16 protein-coding genes are annotated in these 21,344 nt (G+C 60.1%); 3 read left to right on the top strand and 13 right to left on the bottom strand.

Annotated features, from left to right (window positions below):
- Positions 1–39 precede the first annotated feature (39 nt).
- The 9 genes from PQR42_RS35560 to PQR42_RS35520 form a co-directional block, all read right to left on the bottom strand.
- The gene (locus tag PQR42_RS35560; protein ID WP_408495004.1) at positions 40–1,128 is read right to left on the bottom strand and encodes an ABC transporter ATP-binding protein; all 1,089 of its coding nucleotides are present in this window, start codon (positions 1,126–1,128) and stop codon (positions 40–42) included.
- 45 nt (positions 1,129–1,173) lie between these two features.
- The gene (locus tag PQR42_RS35555) at positions 1,174–1,938 is read right to left on the bottom strand and encodes an SDR family NAD(P)-dependent oxidoreductase (protein ID WP_408495053.1); all 765 of its coding nucleotides are present in this window, start codon (positions 1,936–1,938) and stop codon (positions 1,174–1,176) included.
- Positions 1,939–1,960: 22 nt separating this feature from the next.
- On the bottom strand, positions 1,961–2,752 hold the full coding sequence (locus PQR42_RS35550; RefSeq protein WP_408495002.1) for an alpha/beta fold hydrolase: 792 nt from the start codon (positions 2,750–2,752) through the stop codon (positions 1,961–1,963).
- On the bottom strand, positions 2,752–4,098 hold the full coding sequence (locus PQR42_RS35545) for an ABC transporter substrate-binding protein (RefSeq protein WP_408495000.1): 1,347 nt from the start codon (positions 4,096–4,098) through the stop codon (positions 2,752–2,754). Before PQR42_RS35545 ends, PQR42_RS35550 begins: the two co-directional genes overlap by 1 nt.
- A 48-nt stretch (positions 4,099–4,146) precedes the next feature.
- The gene (locus tag PQR42_RS35540) at positions 4,147–5,046 is read right to left on the bottom strand and encodes a carbohydrate ABC transporter permease (RefSeq protein ID WP_408494998.1); all 900 of its coding nucleotides are present in this window, start codon (positions 5,044–5,046) and stop codon (positions 4,147–4,149) included.
- Positions 5,043–5,981: a carbohydrate ABC transporter permease gene (locus PQR42_RS35535; RefSeq protein ID WP_408392116.1), complete on the bottom strand. Its 939-nt coding sequence runs from the start codon at positions 5,979–5,981 to the stop codon at positions 5,043–5,045. Before PQR42_RS35535 ends, PQR42_RS35540 begins: the two co-directional genes overlap by 4 nt.
- Positions 5,978–7,441: an N-acyl-D-amino-acid deacylase family protein gene (locus PQR42_RS35530; protein ID WP_408494996.1), complete on the bottom strand. Its 1,464-nt coding sequence runs from the start codon at positions 7,439–7,441 to the stop codon at positions 5,978–5,980. Before PQR42_RS35530 ends, PQR42_RS35535 begins: the two co-directional genes overlap by 4 nt.
- A 391-nt stretch (positions 7,442–7,832) precedes the next feature.
- Positions 7,833–8,774: a MurR/RpiR family transcriptional regulator gene (locus PQR42_RS35525; RefSeq protein ID WP_408392120.1), complete on the bottom strand. Its 942-nt coding sequence runs from the start codon at positions 8,772–8,774 to the stop codon at positions 7,833–7,835.
- Between the two features lie 476 nt (positions 8,775–9,250).
- Positions 9,251–10,243 (bottom strand): LacI family DNA-binding transcriptional regulator, encoded by a 993-nt coding sequence (locus tag PQR42_RS35520; protein WP_408494994.1) that lies wholly within the window; start codon positions 10,241–10,243, stop codon positions 9,251–9,253.
- Positions 10,244–11,290: 1,047 nt separating this feature from the next.
- Between PQR42_RS35520 and PQR42_RS35515 the strand changes: the two genes are divergently transcribed.
- Entirely contained in the window at positions 11,291–12,058 is a 768-nt protein-coding gene (locus PQR42_RS35515; RefSeq protein WP_408494992.1) for an N-acyl homoserine lactonase family protein, read from the top strand.
- 634 nt (positions 12,059–12,692) lie between these two features.
- Here PQR42_RS35515 and PQR42_RS35510 read toward each other — a convergent pair.
- The 3 genes from PQR42_RS35510 to PQR42_RS35500 form a co-directional block, all read right to left on the bottom strand.
- A complete protein-coding gene (locus PQR42_RS35510; RefSeq protein WP_408494990.1) occupies positions 12,693–13,001 on the bottom strand; it encodes a putative quinol monooxygenase in 309 nt (102 codons plus the stop codon).
- 448 nt (positions 13,002–13,449) lie between these two features.
- Positions 13,450–14,946, bottom strand: coding sequence for a replication initiation protein (locus PQR42_RS35505; RefSeq protein ID WP_408392138.1), 1,497 nt, complete (start codon positions 14,944–14,946; stop codon positions 13,450–13,452).
- A 1,008-nt stretch (positions 14,947–15,954) separates the two neighbouring features.
- Positions 15,955–16,182 (bottom strand): hypothetical protein, encoded by a 228-nt coding sequence (locus PQR42_RS35500; protein ID WP_408494988.1) that lies wholly within the window; start codon positions 16,180–16,182, stop codon positions 15,955–15,957.
- A 13-nt stretch (positions 16,183–16,195) separates the two neighbouring features.
- On the opposite strand from PQR42_RS35500, the gene PQR42_RS35495 reads away from it, so the two are divergent.
- Both PQR42_RS35495 and PQR42_RS35490 read left to right on the top strand, forming a co-directional pair.
- Positions 16,196–17,413 carry an AAA family ATPase gene (locus PQR42_RS35495; protein WP_408392238.1) on the top strand — a complete coding sequence of 406 codons (1,218 nt, stop codon included), beginning with the start codon at positions 16,196–16,198 and terminating at the stop codon, positions 17,411–17,413.
- Entirely contained in the window at positions 17,410–18,384 is a 975-nt protein-coding gene (locus tag PQR42_RS35490) for a ParB/RepB/Spo0J family partition protein (protein ID WP_408392141.1), read from the top strand. Before PQR42_RS35495 ends, PQR42_RS35490 begins: the two co-directional genes overlap by 4 nt.
- 953 nt (positions 18,385–19,337) lie before the next feature.
- Here PQR42_RS35490 and PQR42_RS35485 read toward each other — a convergent pair.
- Positions 19,338–19,604 (bottom strand): hypothetical protein, encoded by a 267-nt coding sequence (locus tag PQR42_RS35485; protein ID WP_408494986.1) that lies wholly within the window; start codon positions 19,602–19,604, stop codon positions 19,338–19,340.
- Between the last annotated feature and the right edge of the window lie 1,740 nt (positions 19,605–21,344).

The raw sequence follows: 21,344 nt of genomic DNA, 5'->3' as shown, positions 1-21,344 counted from the left end.
GTGCGCCGTACAGCGCGAGACCGGCGTACGGCGTGTTCATCAGGACAGGGAGCGGTCGAGCTCCGGCAAACGTCGGCCGGTTTCCGCGTCGAACAGGTGCAGGGCGTCCGGTATTGGAGCGATGCACAGGCGCTCTCCTGGTCGCGCGAGAACGCGTTCGCGAAACTCGCAGACGATCTCGTCGCTGCCGTAACGGACATTGACCTGAGTGGCCGAGCCGGTCGTCTCGACGACCACGACTTCGGTCGGCGTGCCATCCTCTGTGATGACGAAATGCTCGGGACGAATTCCGAGGATCACCGGTCTTGAATGGTCCGCCCTGAGTTGGCGGCCGAGGCGAACCGTCAAGCCACTGTCGGAACGGAACTCGGTTTCCTTGTCGCCATCGACAAGCGCGCCCCGCAAAAAATTCATGGCCGGCGAGCCGATGAACCCTGCAACAAACACGTTGCGCGGCTGATCGTATACTTCGAGCGGCACACCCACCTGTTCGACGACACCGTCGCGCATCACCACGATCCTGTCGGCCAGCGTCATCGCCTCGACCTGATCGTGAGTGACGTAGACGGTCGTCGTCCGCAAGCGTTGATGGAGCTGCTTGATCTCGGTGCGCATGGCGACGCGCAGTTTGGCATCGAGGTTCGACAGCGGCTCGTCGAACAGGAAGACTTGCGGATCGCGCACGATCGCCCGCCCCATCGCGACGCGTTGGCGTTGCCCGCCGGAGAGCTGGCGAGGATAGCGCTCAAGAAGCGGATCGAGGGCGAGAATCTCAGCGGCACGCCTGACGCGCTGCTCGATTTCAGGCTTCGGGACGTTGCTGAGCTTGAGCGAGAATCCCATGTTCTGCCCAACCGTCATGTGCGGGTAAAGCGCGTAGTTCTGAAACACCATCGCCATGTCGCGGTTTTTGGGCGATACGTCGTTCACGACCTGCCCCGCCACGCGGATCTGTCCCGACGTGATGTCCTCGAGGCCCGCGATCATTCGCAGCAATGTCGACTTGCCGCAGCCGGAAGGACCCACGAGCACCGCGAATTCTCCATCCGGGATATCCACGCTGATATCTTGAATGACGGAGTGAGAGCCGTAGGACTTTCTAACGTTGTGGATGCTGAGGTTTGCCAAAGCGGTGACTCCGGGAATGGATGGATGAATGGCGGGACGCTCGCCTCAAGGCATCAGCAGACCGCCATTGACCTCGACGACCTGACCGGTCACGTAGCCGCTCAACTGATCCGAGCACAGGTAAAGGAAGGTCCCGACGCAGTCCTCCGGGTCGCCGATGCGCGCCATCGGGATCTGCGTCGCGGTGGCCTTCAGTTGTTCGGGCGAGGTGACGCGGTCCTGCATGTCGGTCGTGATCACCCCGGGCGAGACGACATTCACCCTGATGCCTTCCGGCGCGAGTTCCTTCGCGATCGAACGCGAAAATGTCGACATGAAGGCCTTCGCGCCGGCATAGACCGCGGAGCCCGCGCCGCCGCCAGTGCGTGCCGCGACCGAACTGACGTTGATGATGTTGCCGCCGCTCTCCTGACTGCGAAACTGGCGCACGGCCGCGCGGCATGCGGCGAACACAGGCCGCACGTTGATCGCCATATGGCGCTCGAAGAGTTCGTCGGGAAACTCTGCAATGCCGACGCGCGAGATCTGGTCGCCGGCATTGTTGATCAGCACGTCCAGCCGCCCGAAGGTCTCGACCGTTTCCCGAATCAGCCGCTCGGCGTTGCCGTGCAGCGCGATGTCGCCCTCTACGAGGCGGGCGGTGCCGCCATGCTGCTCGATGTCGGCGGCCACGGCCTCGGCCTGCGCACGTCCGCTGCGGTAATGAACCATCACTTTCGCACCACGGGCGCCGAGACCGCGTGCCACCGCCGCGCCAATCCCGCGGCTCGCACCGGTCACCAGGCAGACCTTGTCCGCGATTTCATTCAGAATCATCTACGTTCTCCGTGTTTCAGGCTAAGGTCCGGCCGGCGACCGGTTGATCGATACACGCGGCGAGCAGGAAAGGCAGCGCAACGTCATGAAATGCGTCCGGCTGCTCGAGTTGCGGCGTGTGGCCTGCGTCCTCGATGACGGCCAACGCGGCGCCCGCAATCCTTGCGCGCATTTCTGCTCCATGCTCGGGTGTGCGCGCGCGGTCGTGCCGACCCTGGATGATCAGCGTCGGAACCCGGATGGAGGCGAGTTGGTCGAGCGTGTTATTCAATGCGTTGGAACGTGCCGCATCGATGGCGGCGGCTTGGGCCGCGCTCAGCGCGATGCTGCGGGACCTCGCCAGATCAGGCGCCGATGGAGGGCGCAGAAAGAACCCGTTCACGATCGGCTCGATCGCGGCTTCGTCCCAGGGTGCGGCCGCCATGGCGTCGGCCTTCGCTAGCGCCGCGGCGGGGTCTGCGGCCATCGCGCCGGTCGCGACGAGCAGCAGGCGTGCGACGCGTTCCGGGTAGCGCAAGACGAAGTGCTGCGCGACGACGCCACCCATGGATCCGCCGATCAACGTGATGCGCGATAGGCCGCGTGCATCGAGCAGACGCGCGACCGAGTCCGCCAGCGCCGCCATCGAGTACGGACCGCGTTCCCCCGCCGACGCGCCGAAGCCCGGCAGATCGGGCGCGAGACAGGCAATGCCGGCGGCGGCGAGCCGGTCTGCAGTCGGCTCCCAGTAGGCCGACGACTGACAGAACCCGTGCAGGAAAACCGCAGTGGGGCCGGCGCCCTCGCGCTCAAGCGTGAAATTGGTCATTAACTCGCCTCCTTCTTCAGTTGTTGCGCTTTTTGCGCCGACGCGGTCAATGCCGCGATCGGCGTGATCTGCCGCATCAACACAGCCTGAATCTGCTGCTGCGTAAAGCGGTCCCATTCGGTGTACCAGGTCGTGGCGATGTTCTCGCGCGTGCGGGCATTCGACATTTGCTGCTGGATGATCGCTGGCTCGTAGCCCAGCTGTTTCTGCGAGGCCGCGATCTGCGGATCACTATCGAGCGGCTTGAACGGATACCCGACGCCGTACTTGAGATACCACGTCTGGGCGGATGAGAACTGACCCTTGGCATCCTTGCCGCCGAGGAAATACATCAGACGCCAGGCCGCGGCGCGCGCTTTGGTCTGCGAGCTCATGCCATACAGGCGCGCCCATCCCATCGGTCCTTTGCCGACATCCTTCACGGCTGGAAAGCGCGTCATGCGAATGTTGCCGGCACGTTTGCTGTACTGCGGATTGTTGGAGCGAGGAAAGACGTTTCCGACATTGGACGTGAAAATGCCTTGGCCACTCAGGAAGGCGTCGCGCACCTGGGTGTCGTCGAGTTCGAGGCCACGCGGGTCGAGGATCTGCCAGCTATGCATTGCATCGACCATCCATTGCAGCACCGTCAGCGCGGTCTTGTCTTCATTGGGAAACACGGGGTCCATCGCGGGATTGAACAGATGGCCGCCGGAGGCGAGCACCATGGACCAGAATTCGCTCAGCCCGTCCACGTTCGTTTTATAGCCCTTCAGGATCGGGTACTGGGCGAGGCCTGCTTTCTTGACCTCCAGGGCCGCGCTCTTGAGCTGATCGAGCGTGACGGGCGCCGCTTTGACGCCCGCCTTGTCGAGCGCGGCGCGGTCGTAGATGTAGACGTAGATGTCGCCGTAGTAGGGCGTGCCGTATTGCTTGCCCTTGTAAAAGAGCGCCTGACGGTCGAAAGGAAAGATGTCGCGATTCAATTCGTCGAGCTTCGGCAAGCCGTCGATCGGCTGCAGCCAGCCCGCGTCGACCCATGCGCCCAGGTCCGTGTCGCGTACGTAGAACGTGTCCGGCTGGGAGCCGGCATTGAACAGGGCGATCATCTTCTCGCTATACAACTGCATGTCGAGCGGCGAGTAGTTCACCTTGATGTCCGGATTCTCGGCCATGAACTGCCGCAGGCGCTGTTCGACCACCTGCGGCTCGAAGGCCCAGCCCGCGAATCGCACCGAGACATCGGCGGCGCGCGCCGGCGACATCAGCCCGAAGCCGCCGAGCGCCGCGCCCGTGCCAGCGAGCGCGGACATCGTCAGAAACCGGCGGCGGGACAACGCATGATAGGAATCTTCACTGGACGACATCGTGGTCCTCCTTGAGGCCATGAGATTGCATTGAATGGAATGCCATAGTCAGTCCTTCACCGCACCGCTTGTCAGTCCCTGGACGATCAACCGCTGGAACACGAATGCCAGCGCCAGAGGCGGGATGATGGCCAATACGCCGCCCGTCGCCATCAGCGTGCGCTGGGTCGTCACGTCGGTGGCGAAGCCCGCGACGACTACCGGCAAGGTCTTCGACGCCGTCGTGCTCGTCAGGATCACGGCGAACAGGTAGTCGTTCCACGCGGTCATGAAGGCAAACATGGCCGACGAGACGAGTCCGGGCATGGCGACGGGCAGCAGCACCTTGACGAGCATCTGAAACCAGCTGCACCCGTCCATCAGCGCGGCTTCCTCGAGCGAGCGCGGGATCGTCTGAAAGTAGTTCTTCAGCAGCCAGATCGTGAACGGCAGCGTGAAGGTCACGTACGTGATGACCAGCGCGGACAGGTGGTCCAGCATGCCGAGATTCTTGAGTGTCAGATAAAGCGGCACGATCAGCGCGATACCCGGGACCATGCGCGAACCGAGATAAACACCGAGCAGCGCACCCTGGCCGCGAAAACGCAGACGAGCGAGGCTGTAGCCTGCGAGCGTGCCGAGCACCAGGTTGACCGCGGCCGTACCGAGCGCGGCGATCAGCGAGTTCAGCATGCCCGGAAGCATTTCCTCGGCAGCCCGGCCGCCGACGATCGCGCTCGTCCCCGATGGATGAAAGAACATCTTGTAGTGCTCGAGCGTCGGATGGCGGGGAATCCACTGCGTCGGCACTGTCAGCGCGTCCCGTTCATGCATGAAGCTGGTCAGCAGCAGCCAGCAGAACGGCGCGAGGATGTAGACCGCGACGGCAATCCCCGCCACGATCAGGAATACCTTGCGCCGCGATTGGCGGCCGGCGGGTGTGACCAACGAGTTGAGAAGAGCGCTCATGCTTCAAAGTCCCCACGTCCGTACAGCACTCGGAAATAGGCTAGGGCAAGCCCCAGCGTAATCAGGCTAACCAGCCAGGCGTAGGCGTTCCCGTGGCCGAAATCGAGGTTGTCGAACGTGGTGAGGTAGGTCTGCCAGGTGAGCGTGGTGGTAGCCGTGCCGGGACCGCCCGCTGTCAGCACATAAATGATGTCGAACGCCCGGAGCGCGGACATCGTCTGCAGGATCAGTACGACGAGCAGCGACTGCGAAAGCCAGGGCAAGGTGATGTACCGAAACAGCTGGAACCTGCTGGCGCCGTCCATGCCTGCCGCCTCGTAAAGCTCCGCGGGAATGCGCTGCAGCGCGGAGAGCAACAGGATCACCGCAAGCGGCAGGAGGCTCCAGACTTCCGAGAACACCAGTGCGAGCAACGCCGAAGTGGGAGTCGACAGCCAGCCGCGATACTGGTCGATCAAGCCAAGGCTGACCAGCAGCCCGTTGAGCGCGCCCACCTTGGCGTCATAGATCCATTGCCACATCAGGCCATTCACCACAGGCGGAATGGCCCACGGAAGCAGGACCAGCGTGCGCACCAGCGCGCGGCCGGGAAACTCACGGTTGAGCAGCAGCGCGATCAGGATGCCGAACACCACCACCAGCAGGACCACCAGCACCGTGTACACGGCGGTGATCCGCAGGGCGGTCCAGAACTCGGACGACTGCAGTATGTCGCTGTAGTTCGACAGGCCGACGAACTTGAAAGCTCGCGGACGCTGGAGGTTGTACCGGTGCAGGCTGATCCACGCCGAGTAGGCTATCGGGAACGCGGAAAGCAGGACGATCGCGAGGAGCGCCGGTGTGTTGAGCAGCCAGGCGAACGCGCGGCGATCGTAGCCGATACGTTTGCTGCGAAGGCGCTGATTGCCGGACGACAACGACAGTGACGGCCTCATGAGCGGATCCCGAGACGCAGGAACCTGCCGGCCCGAATGCCGGTAGGACCTTGTGCGTGGTAAGTCATCGAGCCGCTCACCATGACGCTGTCGATGCCGGCGGCCGGCGTGGTCGGCTGCGCGTAGGTGGCGCGGTCGATTACGAAATCCGGATCGAACACGACCAGATCCGCGTGCTTGCCAACCGCGATCTCGCCGCGATCCAGCAGATTGAAACGGCGTGCGGACAGGCTGGTCATGCGACGCACGGCTTCCTCCAGCGTGAACAAACCCAGCTCACGGGCGTAATGGCCTAACACGCGCGGAAAGGTCCCCCACAGGCGGGGGTGCGGATGACGATCGTGCGGCAGGCCGTCTGAGCCGATCATCGTCGCCTCGTATTGCAGGACGCGGCGCACGTCGTCCTCACGCATCTGGAAGTAACTCGCGCCGCCCGGCTGTAGGCGCTCGCAAGCTTCTCGCTGGCTGCATTGCCACTCCTGCGCGATATCGGCCAGCGAGCGCCCGCTCATTTCAGGGTAAGGCTCCGACCACGTCACCATGATTTCGATGATGCCGTCCACAAGGTCCGGGCGCAGAATGGTCGAGCCGGCGACGTAGGGGTACGCGTCGAGGCCGATCGGCTGCGCGCGTCGCGCGGCGTCGATGTGGGCGAGTGTTTCGACGGACCGTCCCCAGTTGGCGGGCCCCGCGCACTTGTGATGTGAGATCACCACGGGCAGAGCGGCATCTCGCGCGGCCGTGAACGCTTCGTCCAGTGACGCGATCACGTCCTCGGCTTCGTTACGGATGTGCGCGGTATAAACGCCACCCGCTTCGGCGGCGATACGCGCCAGCATGGTGACCTCGGCAACGTCTGCCGCCGCGTTGGTGTCGTAGAAAAGGCCCGTGCTGAGCCCCGTCGCGCCCGCGGCCATCGCTTCGCGCATCAGGTCCGCCATCTTCGTCTGCTCCGCACGCGTCGCGGCGCGGTAAGGGTCGGCCATTGTCGCGACGCGCAATGTCGAGTGGCCGACGAGGGCCGCGACATTGACCGCTGGACGCGCAGCATCGACGGCTTGCGCGTAGGCCTGCATCGTCGGAAAGACATGCTTGTCCGAGCCGCCCAGCAAGGTCAGCGGCGGCGGCACATTCGAGTGCACGAGCGGCGCGAGACTAATCCCGCAATTGCCCACCACAACGGTGGTCACGCCCTGGCTGATCTTGGAGAGCATCTGCGGCGCCGACAGCACGCATTCGTCGTCGTGGGTATGCACGTCGATAAATCCCGGCGCCACAACGCGCCCCGACGCGTCGATGCGCGTCGCCCCGCGCAGCCCGAGGTCCGCGCCGATTTCACTGATGCGGCCGTTTTCGACGCGCACGTCAGCGCGAAAACGGGACGCTCCGCTGCCATCGATCACGACACCGCCCTGAAACAACCAATGCGCGGAGCCGTGCGCTTCCTGTGTTCCGTTCATAAGTCCCGTTTCGCCAAGGCAAATGTCGCTGTGGATGAGATGTAAGTAAATTTCATTTTCAAGGCCCGGTATCGTCGCTATACGCCGCCAAAAAAGAACACCATCCGCTCCGCCGGCCGCCCGGCGTTTCAATGAACCAAGCACAAAACGCATTGCCGCATCGCTGTTTACGGCACTAAATTAATTTGTAGTCCTATTGAAATAGTGCCTTCCTGTATTGATCAGCCATCCCCCTCCCTACATGGCGATACCGCCCGATGTAACTAAATTTCAGAACCAAGCGTAATGCTTTGGTCCTTTGATGTCAAAAAGAAAAAAAGTAAACTTTTGGGCGGCGCTGGCCGATCACGGAGGCCAACCGCGCGGCGCTATGCCGCCAGGGTAGACGTATCTATTTATCGCCAAGTGCGTCGCGCTCGGCTTCCGACCAGGCACGCTGCAACGCCGGGTGGACGTCGCTATCGACGCCCCTCTCGCGCAGCACGGACCGGACTCGCTTGAGCCGCTCGAGCGCCGATGGTCCGAGCCGCAAGCCAACGCCGACCATCAGAACCTCGATGAGTATCTGGCCCGCGAGGTACGCCTCCGTGCCCACACGCGCAGCGGCGTCCTCGGGCACGATCATTCCGATCGGAATAGTGCACTGCTTCGCGAGCGGTGTGTCGGGCCGGGTAATGCCGATCACTGTCGCGCCTTGTTCGCGCGCGAGCGCTACCGCTTCCAGCAAGGTCGGCATGCGTCCGACGTGTGAAATCGCGAGCACGACATCCCGGGGTGACAGCGCTGCCGCGGAGATGACCTGCATATGCGGATCGAAATAAGCGTTCGATGTGAGACCCAGGCGCGCGAAGCGCGACTGGGCGTCGTTGGCAAGAAAAGTCGACACACTGCCCACGCTATAGCAGTCGATCCGGTTGGCCGCGGCAAGCTTCTCAATGGCGTGACTGATCGTGTCGGCATCGAGCTGGCTCTCGAGACCGGTCAGCACGGCGGCGGCTCCGTACAGGATTTTGTGGACGAGGCTCGGTACATCATCTTTGGCGTTGACCGCTCGATGAAGGTACGGCGTGCCTACCGCCAGGCTCTGCGCAAGCTGCAGCTTGAAGTCGCTCAAACCTTCGAAGCCCACAGCGCGGCAGAATCGGACGACCGTCGGTGCGCTGACTCCGGCGCGGTGCGCAATCTCCGCGACATTGGCTCGCACCGACCACTCCGGCTCGGCAAGTATCGCTTTTCCCACCTGTTGCTGCGCGTCAGGCAGGGAGTCTGAAATCGCCCGGACTCTCGCCAGAGTGTCGGTCGTGGAGTGAGGTACTACTTGCAGGTTATTCATGCTTCAGTTCGCTGATTTTGTGCGCACGCCTGACTCCCCGCACGCAGTTTTCCCGATAACGTTTTTGCACTAGCCAGTGTAAACAAATTTCACATGCACGCGCAGGAATTGTTCCGCGTCAGCTTCATGACGCGGCCGCAACCGCAAGTTGCGACGTTGGGAGAAACTGGATTACACACCTGTCGTGCATGGAACTTGCCATGCGCAGGTCGCTAAATGGGCATTCTTGCCGTTGCTGTCCGGCACATCTGAGGCGCGCACTGCCGCCGAAGCGAATGCGGCCGCACTTGTTGCGTGCTGAGTCCGCGCATGGCGCGGAGTAGGCATCAGCCACGCAATTGTTGTCGGGGTCAGCGGGAATCTGAGCCGTCTGTCCGGACACACGAATCGCCGACCCGTCGTCGCTCCACGCGCCGCGGTCCGTGCTCGCCCGACTTTGCGTCTTTCCATGACGCGCCACACCGCGCGTCGGCGACCTAGGTGTTGCGAGGACGCGCCGTCGTGCCGCGCACGATCAGGTCGGTCGGAACGATATACTGCGAACTCACCGGCCGCCCTTCGATCCGTGCGAGCAGATACTCGGCGCTGCGCGCGCCGATTTCATCAGCGGCGAGCCGCATGGTCGTTAGCGGCGGCGTCGTGAAGCTGGAAAATTCGATGTCGTTGATGCCCGCGATCGACAGGTCGCCCGGCACGTCGATACCCGACTCGCGCGCCTCTGCCAGCGCGCCGATTGCAAGCAGATCGGTGCCGCAAATGACGGCCGTCGGTCGCTCAGGGCCGTTCATCAGCGCCTTCATCGCCATCTGCCCTTCAATGATCTTGTGCGGCATCTCGATCAGATGTTCGTGGCGCAACTGCAGCCCGCGCGACTGCAGCGCCGTGCGCACGCCGATGATGCGATCAGCAGCACGGTCGCTGTGCTGCGTCATTTGCGTAATCATGCCGAAGCGCGTGTGCCCGAGATCGAGCAGATAGTCGGCGAGGCGACGGCCGACCGCCACGTTGTCGAAGCCGACATACGGGTAGTCGTGATCGACTGTCCAGCCATTGACGAGCGGAATCTGTTCCTTTTTGATCAGTTCGTAGAGCGCAGGCGAGTGGCTGCGGCCCACGAGCATCAACCCGGCGATGCCGTCCGCGATAAGCGCACGGACCTGCTTCAGTTCGTCTTCCTGGTCGTAGTACGAGCATCCGAGCAGCAATGTATAGCCGGCTTCCCCGATGCGCTTTTGCAGCGCGAACACGCCGATCGCGAAGTTCTGGTTTTCCAGCGATGGGATCACCGCGCCAATCGTTTTCGAGCGCTGCGATGCCAGCGCACGCGCCGCGGCGTGCGGTGTGTAGCCGAGTTCCTGCGCGATGTCGCGCACGCGGTTCTGCAGTTCAGCCGCTACCTTTGCGTTGCCGTTCAACACGCGCGAAACGGTCGCAGTCGATACCCCTGCCGCGCGCGCAACATCGATCACGGAAATCGCATTCGATTTGCGACGCGGCGCTCTTTTCTTTGCCTCGTTGGTCAACTTGCACCCTGCCCGATGTCGAGGCGCACCATCGCGCCTTCCCTTTGCGGCATACTATAACGCGGCATCTTGAGAAATGGCCACCGCTGGGCGCGGGCCTTCGCCCGCTCGGTCCGCTCAGCGTTCGCGTCGGACTGTACGAGTCAGTCGAAGCTGCCGGAAAGAGCACCTCACGCCGATCCTTCACCCGCCCCGTGGCCGCGATCTGCACGGCATACCGTCGTGCGTTATTCTCCGGCGCGTAGCCCAGCTGCCGTACGTTTTGTCCCTGCGGTTGCGCGCATTGCCCGACACACCGGGCGCGATCACGAAGTGCTAGTCGGGGTAATCGATGCAGCGCTTTGTCAGTTGCATCACGTCGTGATGGCTGAGCAAAACGAAAAGATGGCGCAGCGCTGTCGACGTATTGCCGGGCAGAAACCAGTTGATCCGCATGCATGCGACCGATATGCCGTGCCTGTTCCGCGTCCATCCAGCCGAGCGCATTGGCGATTACCCGGTCGCATCGATGAAATCCCGTCGTGTCATTCGAACTCGCGTACACCACCCGTTTGGCGCCGACGCGCGAAGACTAGACTCAGCGGCACCCCAAAGTGGCATTTACCAAATACACAATTTAAGTAATCGTTTCTCTAGCATTTGAGATTTCCTTCAAAATTTAATCAAAGCACGCAAAACCTCTGGGCATTTTACGGGTAAACCCCCAAAAGATTGAAGAGAAAGCGCTTACTCATTTCGCCTATACTGTGGCTTCCGAACGGCCATACCCGCGACCGCGACAACGCACCTTATCGCCTGGCAATGCGCGCGGCGGGGTCATGTGTACCGAGTAAGATCGCAGCATCACCTTCCTCATGAATGGGCGAGAAGGGAAACGACCGAATTCGCCACACGACCGTTCATCTGATCACCGACCCAGATTCGGCCAGGGCCCAGCCCGTCAAGTGGGCACTCTGCGTCAGCACCACAAAACAGTTGAAGCGAGCCTCAGACATGGCATTCACCATCGTACCGATCCGCTGCGGCGATATCGTCAATCATGAGCGCTCGTGTTTTTTGTACCGCAAGAACTGCGGTTCCGCGCGCCTGCATGCGCCGTGTATTGCGTGGTTGCTGCGCAGCGCTGGCCATACGATCGTCGTCGATGCCGGACCGGGTCCCCGCTCGCGCGCTCCGCAGTGCTACACCGAGACGGATGCCGGAATCGACGACCTGCTGCAGTACGGTCTGTCGCGCGAAGGCGTCGACCCGGCTTCCGTCGAACTGGTCATTCTCACTCATCTGCATAACGACCACGTCGGCGGCGCGCGGTTGTTCACGAACGCACGCTTTCATGTCCAGGAAGCCGAGTTGAAAGAGGCAGTCTGGCCGGTGCCGTTCCAGCGTCCGATCTACGAAACCAACCAGCGCGGCCGCACTCCACCTTGGGTGGACATTCTCGACCGGATGGACGTGGCGTTCGGTGACGCCGACGTGGTGGCGGGCATCCGCGTATTGCGCCTGCCGGGACATACGGCAGGCTCACAGGGTGTGTTGGTCGACACGCAGGCAGGACCCTATCTCATCGCGGGCGACCTGATTCCACTCTACGAGAACTGGCCGGAGGACGGCAGCGAGCCGATCCCGAACGGCAACCACACGGACCTGCGCGCTTACGACGAAAGCTTCCGCCGCATCGCGGCGCTTGGAGCAACAGTGCTGCCGGCCCATGAGCCACAGGTTTTCGATTGCAAGGTGTATCCCCCGCCGCAGGTCCGGTGAGCGGTCGGTATTGCCACGGAAACAGGCGATGAGGCAGAGATGGTTCCGGCTGCAGGGCGACGATGATCACATTCATGATTAGCTTCATGGATCGCATCAGCTTGGGCTTCGCGATACCGGGCATGGCAGCGAGCTGGCGTCGACCTCCGCGGTACTCGATTTCGCCTCCGGCGCGCTGTTTCCCGGCTATGGCATCGTGCAGCCGATCTGGGCTGGCTCACCGACCACAGATACGGCAAGGCGCTCATCGCCGTGACGCGGGTGCTGTGAAGCATCGCCGAACTATCGCAGAGTATGGTCCAGAACGCGTCGCAACTGGTGGCCGTACATTTTGCGATCGGTCTGTTCGAAGGAGCATCTTCCCGACCTTCCTGCTGTTCGTGAAGAACTGGTTCGCGCCCTGTAGGCGGGCCACAAGTACCAACGTCGTTCCGTTCCCAGATCCGCGTGCAATTGATTCGGCTTCCGTTGCGCAGGTGTAGCCAAGAGCACGCTGTTTCCGTCGCACCGTCGCAGCCAGCGCCGTCGGAGCCAATATGCTGCGAACGCATTCACGCATCATTGATCGTTTAGGTGCCCGACTGCCTGAGACATTCCCTGCTCATCAAACGCAGGGCTGCACGAGCCCAGCCCTTTAGCAGGCCTGGAGCACGTTGATGACGCGGCTCACGAGCAACGGACGGGTATTGCGTCCGTATTCGGCCATATGCGCGGAGGCCGCATGCGCCTTTAACGCTTCCGCGCTTTCCCAGCGTTCGATTACAGCAAAGGTGTCAGTGCCGAGCGGTGTCTGAATCGCCCCGAAGTCCGGTACGTCGACTACGGCCTCGTAGCTAATGCACCCCTCTTCCGCCAGCACCGCCGGACGGTTCTTGTTGAAAAGCGCCAGCACGGCTTCGCGTTGACCGAGCTGGGTAGTGATCGTGGCAATGACATGGATCATCCGGATTTTTTCCTTTCCTGTTTCGGCGTCGATCGCCGCGCGAAATGATAGCCGCATTTGGACATGCTTGCTGACAGGGCCTCACCGTGCGGTTCCGGTCGGGCTCCCGACGCGGCTTGTCAGCGATTCAATCCGACGCGCGGCGCGCGCGCACCGTCGATGCTGACAGAGCCTGCCTAGCAAAGCGATAGAGGCTTAAAGGGGCGCTGCGATTTTCCCAAGCGGCGCATCGCCGAGTACGGCGCGGCCACATTAAGGAGGTAACGCCGCAACGATAGTGCGGCGTACAGCCGCTCAGAAGGCGGTAGACGGCCGCGCTCTCCGACGGGTAGCGTTCGCCACGGAATCGCCGATGGCGTGGGTCAGCCGAACCTTGCAGGTATCGTGGTCAATGTCACCGGCAACTTCCGCAGCGAGGCTGCCGGATTGCTGATAGCCGTACAGAGCGTTACGGGTTCCGCGCACGCACACGCGCAGCTTTTCTAATTTCGCCGGCGACGTACGAGCTGAACGTATTGGCAACGTCTGGCAGATTCAGAATGTTGGCCTCAGTGACATTAGCCGGCTTGAGCATTTGACGCTCAATAGCACGCAGTCCCATCGTGCTCGACGCGACAAACTTGCGGACGAGGTCCTCCCGTGTCTTCTTGTCCGCTGTGTCGAAGAATTCGCGCGCCAGACGAATCTCCTCCTGTCGACGTTTATCGGCTGCCGCGTTAGCTGCCGCCAAGCTGGCCTCGACTTCCTTTTGCCGGTCAGACCTCGCCCCCTGTTCCCCCGTCGTAGCCTCAACAAGCTGGGCCTGAATCAATTCGACCTGCCTGTCGGCGTCGGATACCCGATAGTTATCCGAAAGAGCCCTCATCAAGTAGGCGGATGCTCTTTTCACCTTGATACCCTGCCTGATTGTCCAGCGGGTGTAGTCGATGGCTTGTTGAATGCGCTCGTCCGTCCAGACGAACCTGTTCTCAGCGATTTTTTCAAACTGTTTTTCAGACAGTCCGAATTCATCCTGAAGCATTTTGAAGAGTACGACTGAGTTCAGCATGGCCGCTTTGGATGCCAATGCCCCTTCCTTACGTTTGAGCCGGAAGCGTATCTGGTCTTTCTTTCGTGAGCCGGGAGTTCCGGCACGGGTCTCATACGACAACTCGATGTCGGACAGTTCGTTGATTTGGTTGACGGCCGGCTCGAGATAATCGCGCTTGAAGTATTTGAACTCAGCGTTGTTTGCCCATGACTTGCCGGGCAAGTTTCGAACGAGGTCGAGTGACAGCCAGTCTGTTAGCCCGCTGGGTACGGATGGCAAGACATGGTCGTAAATACCTCGAGCATAGATGAGCGTAAATCTCGAGGTGACTAGCAGGCTGGTCCAGTACGAGTTCTCAGGGTCCTTGATGAGGCGTTGCAGCTCGATAGGCACGCGGAAGCGAATCCGGCCATTTCTGACACTGACCCGGCCGATCAACTCAAGCCAGTCCCCGTCTTCATTCTGGACGGCCAAGTCCTCATCCGCCTCGTCATCGCCGGCACTGCCCTCTTCACCGGGTTCGAGAGGTTCCTCCAGCATGCGTCCTTTCGAATCTACGGACACTACCGGTGCACTCATCACTTCGAGCATCGAAGATTTGACGCTGCGAATGACGCTGGAAAAATGTTTCTTATTCCTGCTGTCATAGCGCATCAGCCATTTAAAAAAGCTGAGCGTCACGTCATAGGTTTCCTGAATTTCAGGGTCCTGCGCGACGATGAAGTAAGCGGCATCCACAAAGCGTCTGGCGGACAGTCCTAATCCGATAATGCGCGCGAAGACCCGGTTCTTTTGATAACCGATATCTTTATCCGGACTAGTCTCATCGATGGACCTTTGCGCCGGCGCCATCTCGACGAATAGGTCCAGTGCAAATTGAAGAGGGGTGACTCGCCGGTCGACGCTGCTGGACATGCCTGTTCCCTTGAAATTTCAGCAGACTCTAGGCATACAAAGGTGAGATGTCAATAAGAAAGTCTCACCTTTGGCACTGAGATGAACAGCATGCACATCATCTCTCACCTTCGGCACACCATCTCTCACCACTAGTGAAAACGGCGGAGCCCCAGCCCATGATGGTAGAGGGTTTCAGCCGGTTATCCACAGGCGACGCAGGAAAATCTCTCACCTTCGGTAAAACGCGCTTTTGTCTCTCACCTCGACACACTAGAAATCTCCCCTTCTGCACCCAGATGTCTCACCTGAGGTGCACATTTTCTCTCACCTTTGGCACATTGAGTCTCACCTCTCCGGCACTAACTGTTTGATAAGAAAGGAATCGTATTTCTCCTGTACGTTTGTTAGTTCGTTTTTTTTATTTAAAACAACCAACAAACCGCTCGGCAACGTAGGCGGCTAGCTTAACGGCTCCACGGTAGACAGCCGAGTCGAGCGTAAAGGTCCATGTGCGGTGGAATCAAATAGGCCTGGCAGCTCTGCGCGTTCAAGTCCGTGAGACAGAGTGTCCCGCCGCATTTAGGAGCGCACGGCGAGAACGATGGTGCTTTTCGAATCAGGGAGATGTGAAGCAGTGCCGCCTTACATGCATTTGGGACGCCAGTCTCGGTGATGTTCTTCGCGCGCGCTTCAAAGGTGAGAGATTGTGTGCAGCATCTTCTGCTGGCCGATACACGCGAGGTCTTTCGTCCACACCGTCGGTCACATTCAGTTACGCCGCGACTATCGTCCTACGTACAAGCTTCAGCGGCGAATGTCGATGATCGAAGGGTGAGGGATTTTGTGCATGCGGATGCGCTTCCGATACAGGCATTTGCGTGGATGCACACTATCTCTCACCTTTGCCCTCTTCTTCTGTCAAACGAAATCAAAATGTAATGTAATCGTCCATGTATGTGCACTCATCGCTATCAGACGTCTTGAACTCTAACCTCTCAGCCCGTTTCCTCGGCTCGGTCTGGCGGGTCAGTGGACAAAAACTCTCACCCTTTGTCCATAACTGTTTCCGCCGGCGGCGTCACGTGCTTTAAAGGTGAGAGATTTTGTGCGGGCGATTTCGTTCATGTGGGCTGGCACAGATACCGTTGAAGGCATAAAAAACAGTGGCTTACGAACGATATTTGAGAAAGTGGACGACAATATAACGCTGTTTTTACGTTTTTCCTGTATTCTCCGTTTAGCTTCAATTTCCATGGAAAACTCCGAAATGGCCAATGTCAGCCAACCGATGCCGATAGACCGAACCGTGACGCTTGAGGAAATCTCAGATTTCGCGGACGTCGTCACCGATTATGCAACTGAACTACGGGACCAAATTCTCGCGCCGCGCCCGCGCAAGGAAGCGCCGGTGTTTACGACTGGAGAAGTCGCAGAGTTGTGCGGCCTGACGCGTCAGCAGGTGCAATACCTAGCAACCAAGGGGGATGGTGTGCTGCCGGAAGGGCAGTCCACCGGGACAGGACGAAGCCGAAGTCGGCTATTTACACTAGTTGAAGCCCGAAATTGGGTACAGCAGGTGTCGGACATCTACCAGACGCCTCTGGTAGCTGGACCGAGCGATTTCGAAGGCAAAGTACTCATCACGTCGCAGCTGAAGGGGGGCTCGGCTAAAACCACAACGTCGATGTGCCTTGCCCAAGGGTTGAGCCTGCGCGGGCGAAAGGTTCTCGTTGTCGACCTTGACCCCCAAGCTTCGCTTTCCGAGCTATGTGGACTGTACGCCGAAAAAGAGGTATCTCCGGACGATACAGTGCTTCCTTTTGTCTATGACCAAAAGGTCGAAGGAGGTCTGCTCTCCAGGGTGCAGCCAACGTACTGGGATGGGTTGGATATCATTCCGGCACATACAGAACTGGTCGGGGCTGAGTATCACCTTCCCGCGATGCAGATGAAGCTCGCGGGATTCAAGTTCTGGCAGGTGCTCCGGGATGGACTAGCGCCATTGCGCAAGCACTATGACTACATCATTCTGGATACATCGCCCTCCCTGTCTTACCTCAACCTGAACGCATTGATGGCAGCGGACGCAATGGTAATGCCGATGGTCCCGGAGAATCTCGACTTCTTCAGCTCGCTTTCCTTCTGGCGACTTTTCTCGGACGTCGCCAAGTCGTTCATCAAATACGAAGCTAACAAAAAGTACGATTTCGTTTCTGTATTGCTGACCCGCGTGAACTACAACAGCACTTCCGCGGCACCGGTTGTCCGCACGTGGGCACAAGGTGCGTATCGGCACTGGCTGGACCCGTTTGAGGTTCCTGCCAGTTCCGTAATGAGCTCAGGTGCTCTCGCATTTACGACCGTTTTTGACATCAGCAGCTCTCATAGCCAGGCGAAATCCTTAGCACGCGTCAAGCAGCCGTTAATTGACTATTGCCGATGGGTCGATGACATGTTCGTCAAGCAATGGAGGCCAGCACAATGAGCACCAACAATATCCGTGATCAGATGTTGGCCAAGACCGCAAATCTTCGATCAACGGCTGAACGAACCCCCGATGCCAGCCGTCGCGCAAGTCGGACAGAGACGGCACCGGGGATGGCCGGAGCATTGGCGGCCGCGCAATTGAGGGTACAGGAGCTTGAGTCGTCGGGAACGACGTCGCAGTTGCCGGTGACGGAAATTGTTCCTAATCCCTGGCAGCCGCGGCGGGTATTCAATGAAGCCAAGCTGTCAGAGCTGGCAGAGTCGATTCGCGAAGTCGGGCTCATGCAGCCCATCGTGGTTCGTCGGGTTGAATCGGCCTACCAGATTGTGGCAGGGGAGCGGCGCTGGCGAGCACACAAAATACTCGGGGCGGAGTACATCAAGACGGTAGTCATCGAGTGCTCCGACCAGGACATGATTGTGCTGGCGCTGGTCGAGAATATGGACCGGGACGACCTCACCGATTATGAAGTGGCCATCTCGCTTCGTCGGTCTGAGAGCGAGTTTCCTAGCCGCAAAAGGCTGGCAGAGGCAGTGGGCCTGTCACGTACCGGGCTATACCAATTTCTTGCGTTCGACAATCTGCCGGACTTCATGAAGAAGGACCTTGATTTGCAGCCTGCCCTACTCGGCTGTAACGCTGCAGAGGAAATTGTCTCAGCCCTTAAGAAGCACGGCGGCGAAGCTGAGTTGGCTGCACGCGAACTGTGGCCAGATGTGGTCAAGGGGGATCTTGCCCAAGGCAAACTTGCGCCGGCGATTATCGCGATGGTGACTCGTCGTGCGTCGGGGACGACGGCTCGGGAGAGGCTTATCGAGAAATTCTTCGCCGGAAAAGACCAGGCGGGAAGCATCACCAAGGACGTCAATAGCTTTACGGTGAAAATCAAGGCAGCGGCGTTGACCGAGTCCCAAGAGGCGCGAATTCGGCAGCTTATCAGTGAGCTGTACAAGGGTGAGCCGCGGTGACCTAGCATTTCTTGCGACAAAGGAGCCCGCGTCGAGCGGGCTTTTTTGTGCCGACGCGGGGCGTCAGTAATACTGACACCGGAGTCTCGAAGCGAGACGTTGTGTTCTATCGCCGAGGGGGCGGGAGGTCGATGCAGGCCGTGTCTGCGATCCGCGTTCCGCTTCGGGCGAGGCGCAACATTGGACACTCATGGGTGAGTGAAATTGGCACCGACCGATTCTGAACTGCATACGACGGACGACGCGTCCAGTCGTGGACGTTTGGTCGGTCTGGCCCTGCGGGAGCAGTGTCGGTATTACTGACACTCTGAGTTTTGGACAAGAAGGACGGCAAGCAGAAAACCTTAGCTGTTTTGCGGTCGTCTTCTAGCGCGAGTCAGCGGCGAGCTTGCATCCCATAGAAGACAAAGCCTAGCCCGCAGCGACGCCTGGAAGGTGAACCGGATTGCGGTCATCACGTGGGTCTCAACGTATGCCACACCTACTTGATGTGATTCAAGTGTGGCGTCTGCTGTAGTTGCGGACCGCCGTCCCGTCGGCGTTGCCTGGGGTCACGGTATTTCCTCTTGCGAATGTGAGAGACCGCTTGGTTGGCATGACCGCGTGGCCGAGGTTTATATGCACTGGAATCTGCGCAACCGCTACGCGAGGAGCCACGAGCGTACTGACAGGTTGCGACAGCGACTCTTCAACGCGCCCTGTTCGGAGTGTCGGTATTACTGACACTCGCGGTTGACTGTCGATTTACTTCGATCTGTCCGACTTTCTTCGTGTAGAGGTGTCAGCATCGCTGACACGCGTTCAAGCCTCACCTTTCGACCCATAGGCGGGCAAATATATGACGACAGCGCAACGACTCGACTGTCCATTTGCTCGCCGCTGATAGCTAGGGTGGAAAGTGCCTCCAGTGGCGGTGCCTCCCTCTACCTCGCTCAGGCGGGGTCGTGTTAGAACTATCCCGTGCCCCAAAGGCTGCGGGCCCGCTCTACCGATATGTAGATCGTCGCACTCTGGAGGAAAGCGTAACTCAGCACACGCTGCAGCACATCCACGCGCAGGTGGTCCGCCGCGAGCAGCTTGACGAACGTGTGGTGCAGCGCGTGCGCCGCCGCTTCAAGCGAAGGGCGCGGTTCCCGCAGGTCCAGCGCGAGAGTTTCGTTCTCCGCGAGGCGCAGCGGTGTCCGCGTCACGGCCTGGTCTAACCGTGGCGCAAGATCCACTACCAATCCACAGAATGAGCAGATGCTTTGCCTTTGGGGTTTCCGTGGTTGGGATCACCACCGAGAGACGCGGAACTTCTCGCTTTTTCGCATCCTCAGAATCAATTTCGCGATCGGCTGTGAGCGTGTAGTACTTCGATCACCAGATGCGAACGGACCCCGTCCGTCACTTCCGGTTCCACAGAATCGCGACCTTCCGAGGATGTCTGATTCTTCGTGCTGCTCCGGCCCGGGCTGGGGGCGGGACGCGGATGAGGTGGAAAGTATCATCCCGCTGCATACTGGTGAAACCGATCAGAAGTACGGTTGCGCGCGCGAGGCGATACTGTGCGCTCAATACCGCGGGGCCATTGACTTCAAGCGACACGGTACGCCGTGAGTGGATGAACTTCGCGCATTCAGGGGAGAGGATGCCGCCGCCGCGCGTGAACGACTCCCAGTGCATCTTCGGCAGCCCTTGTCGACGGGAACGGCCGGTTTTCGTTTCTGTCACCGGCTCCGCGATGTCCCGACATGGGGTGCCGCAAAGGTAGCGTACGCCAATCGCCACGCGAAAATTCCCGCAGTACAAACACCTTGTACCGCTGCAAATCGGGGACGAATGCCCGGAAAACGGGCGCAGCGCCCAGCTATCCGGAGTGGCTTCGTGCCGCTTCACCCTGGATACGACTGCGTGAGAAATCCCTCCGCGCTTGCGCAATGCCCATCGAGGCGCCGAGATCGCAGTCTGCTAAACCTCCAGACGCTGACAAGACAAAGCATTCAAGCCCCTTCTGGCCGCGGGGGTGTTCGGGCCATCGCGGAACAGGGCATGTGTGTCAGCATCGCTTCGACGTTGTTGTACGGGAGAGACCACGGAGGAGTTAAAGGCCGGGCGCGTGATTGCGGCCCCGGTTGCCGTCGCGCGACTCACCCATTCGCCAAAGCGGCGCCGTCAGCGATTTGCGTCCGGATTGAACGACACGAGGTTCGTGGACTGTTCCTCGGACACGAATTGCCGTTCTGGCGTCGCAGCGTCAGCGTTCGGCCGCACAGTTCGATGCAGGCCTGCAGCACGGCTAGAGTCTTTACTTGCTGGTGATGCACTGGCTGGTACACTACTTCCCGAAACCGTGCTGGAGCCGAGCCTTCCTCTCCGGAATTCAGTCGCCTTGGTTGTGTCCTTCACCAAAAAACGGTCATCCACTTCGGCCCGCGATTGAATCTTCGCGCGTCCACAAGGTTTTCGGACGGGTAGAGGTTCATCAGACATAGCGCTCGAGTAGATGGTCGCGCATCTCGACGAGCGATGCTTCCAGCCGCGTCGTCCTCTCGATCCGGTTCATCATGGGGGCGCCGTCTGGATTAGACCTTGGTGCAACTATCCGGCGTTGGAGCAATGTCGATACGGAGACAACGAGCGGTCAAGTCCACCGGCGCGGGGCGCCCGCCCAGTTGCGGCCTTATCGTGTTGGGCGTGAATAGGACTCGGGTGAGCATTCTGACCCCTGCCAGCTGGTAGTAACCAGCGCACAACATCGCAAAGAAGAGCCCGGCGGGTGTCTCCCCAGAAGGAGAGAGCTACGTCAAAAAAATGGCGAGGCAGGCGGGTGCCGGCATCCATTTGCCGCGGTGGCCATGGCAGGTCACGTTCATCTACGCGCTAGATACATTGCATCAGCTATGGCAGTCGCTTCAGCCGGAATTCCTCCGGCAGGCCCTACAACTCCCACGCCGCAAATTGATTGAGGAAGCCACTCT

The organism is Paraburkholderia sediminicola, from assembly GCF_046027355.1.
GTDB classification, from domain to species: Bacteria; Pseudomonadota; Gammaproteobacteria; order Burkholderiales; family Burkholderiaceae; genus Paraburkholderia; species Paraburkholderia sediminicola_B.
This window is presented reverse-complemented; position numbering and strand designations above follow the sequence as displayed.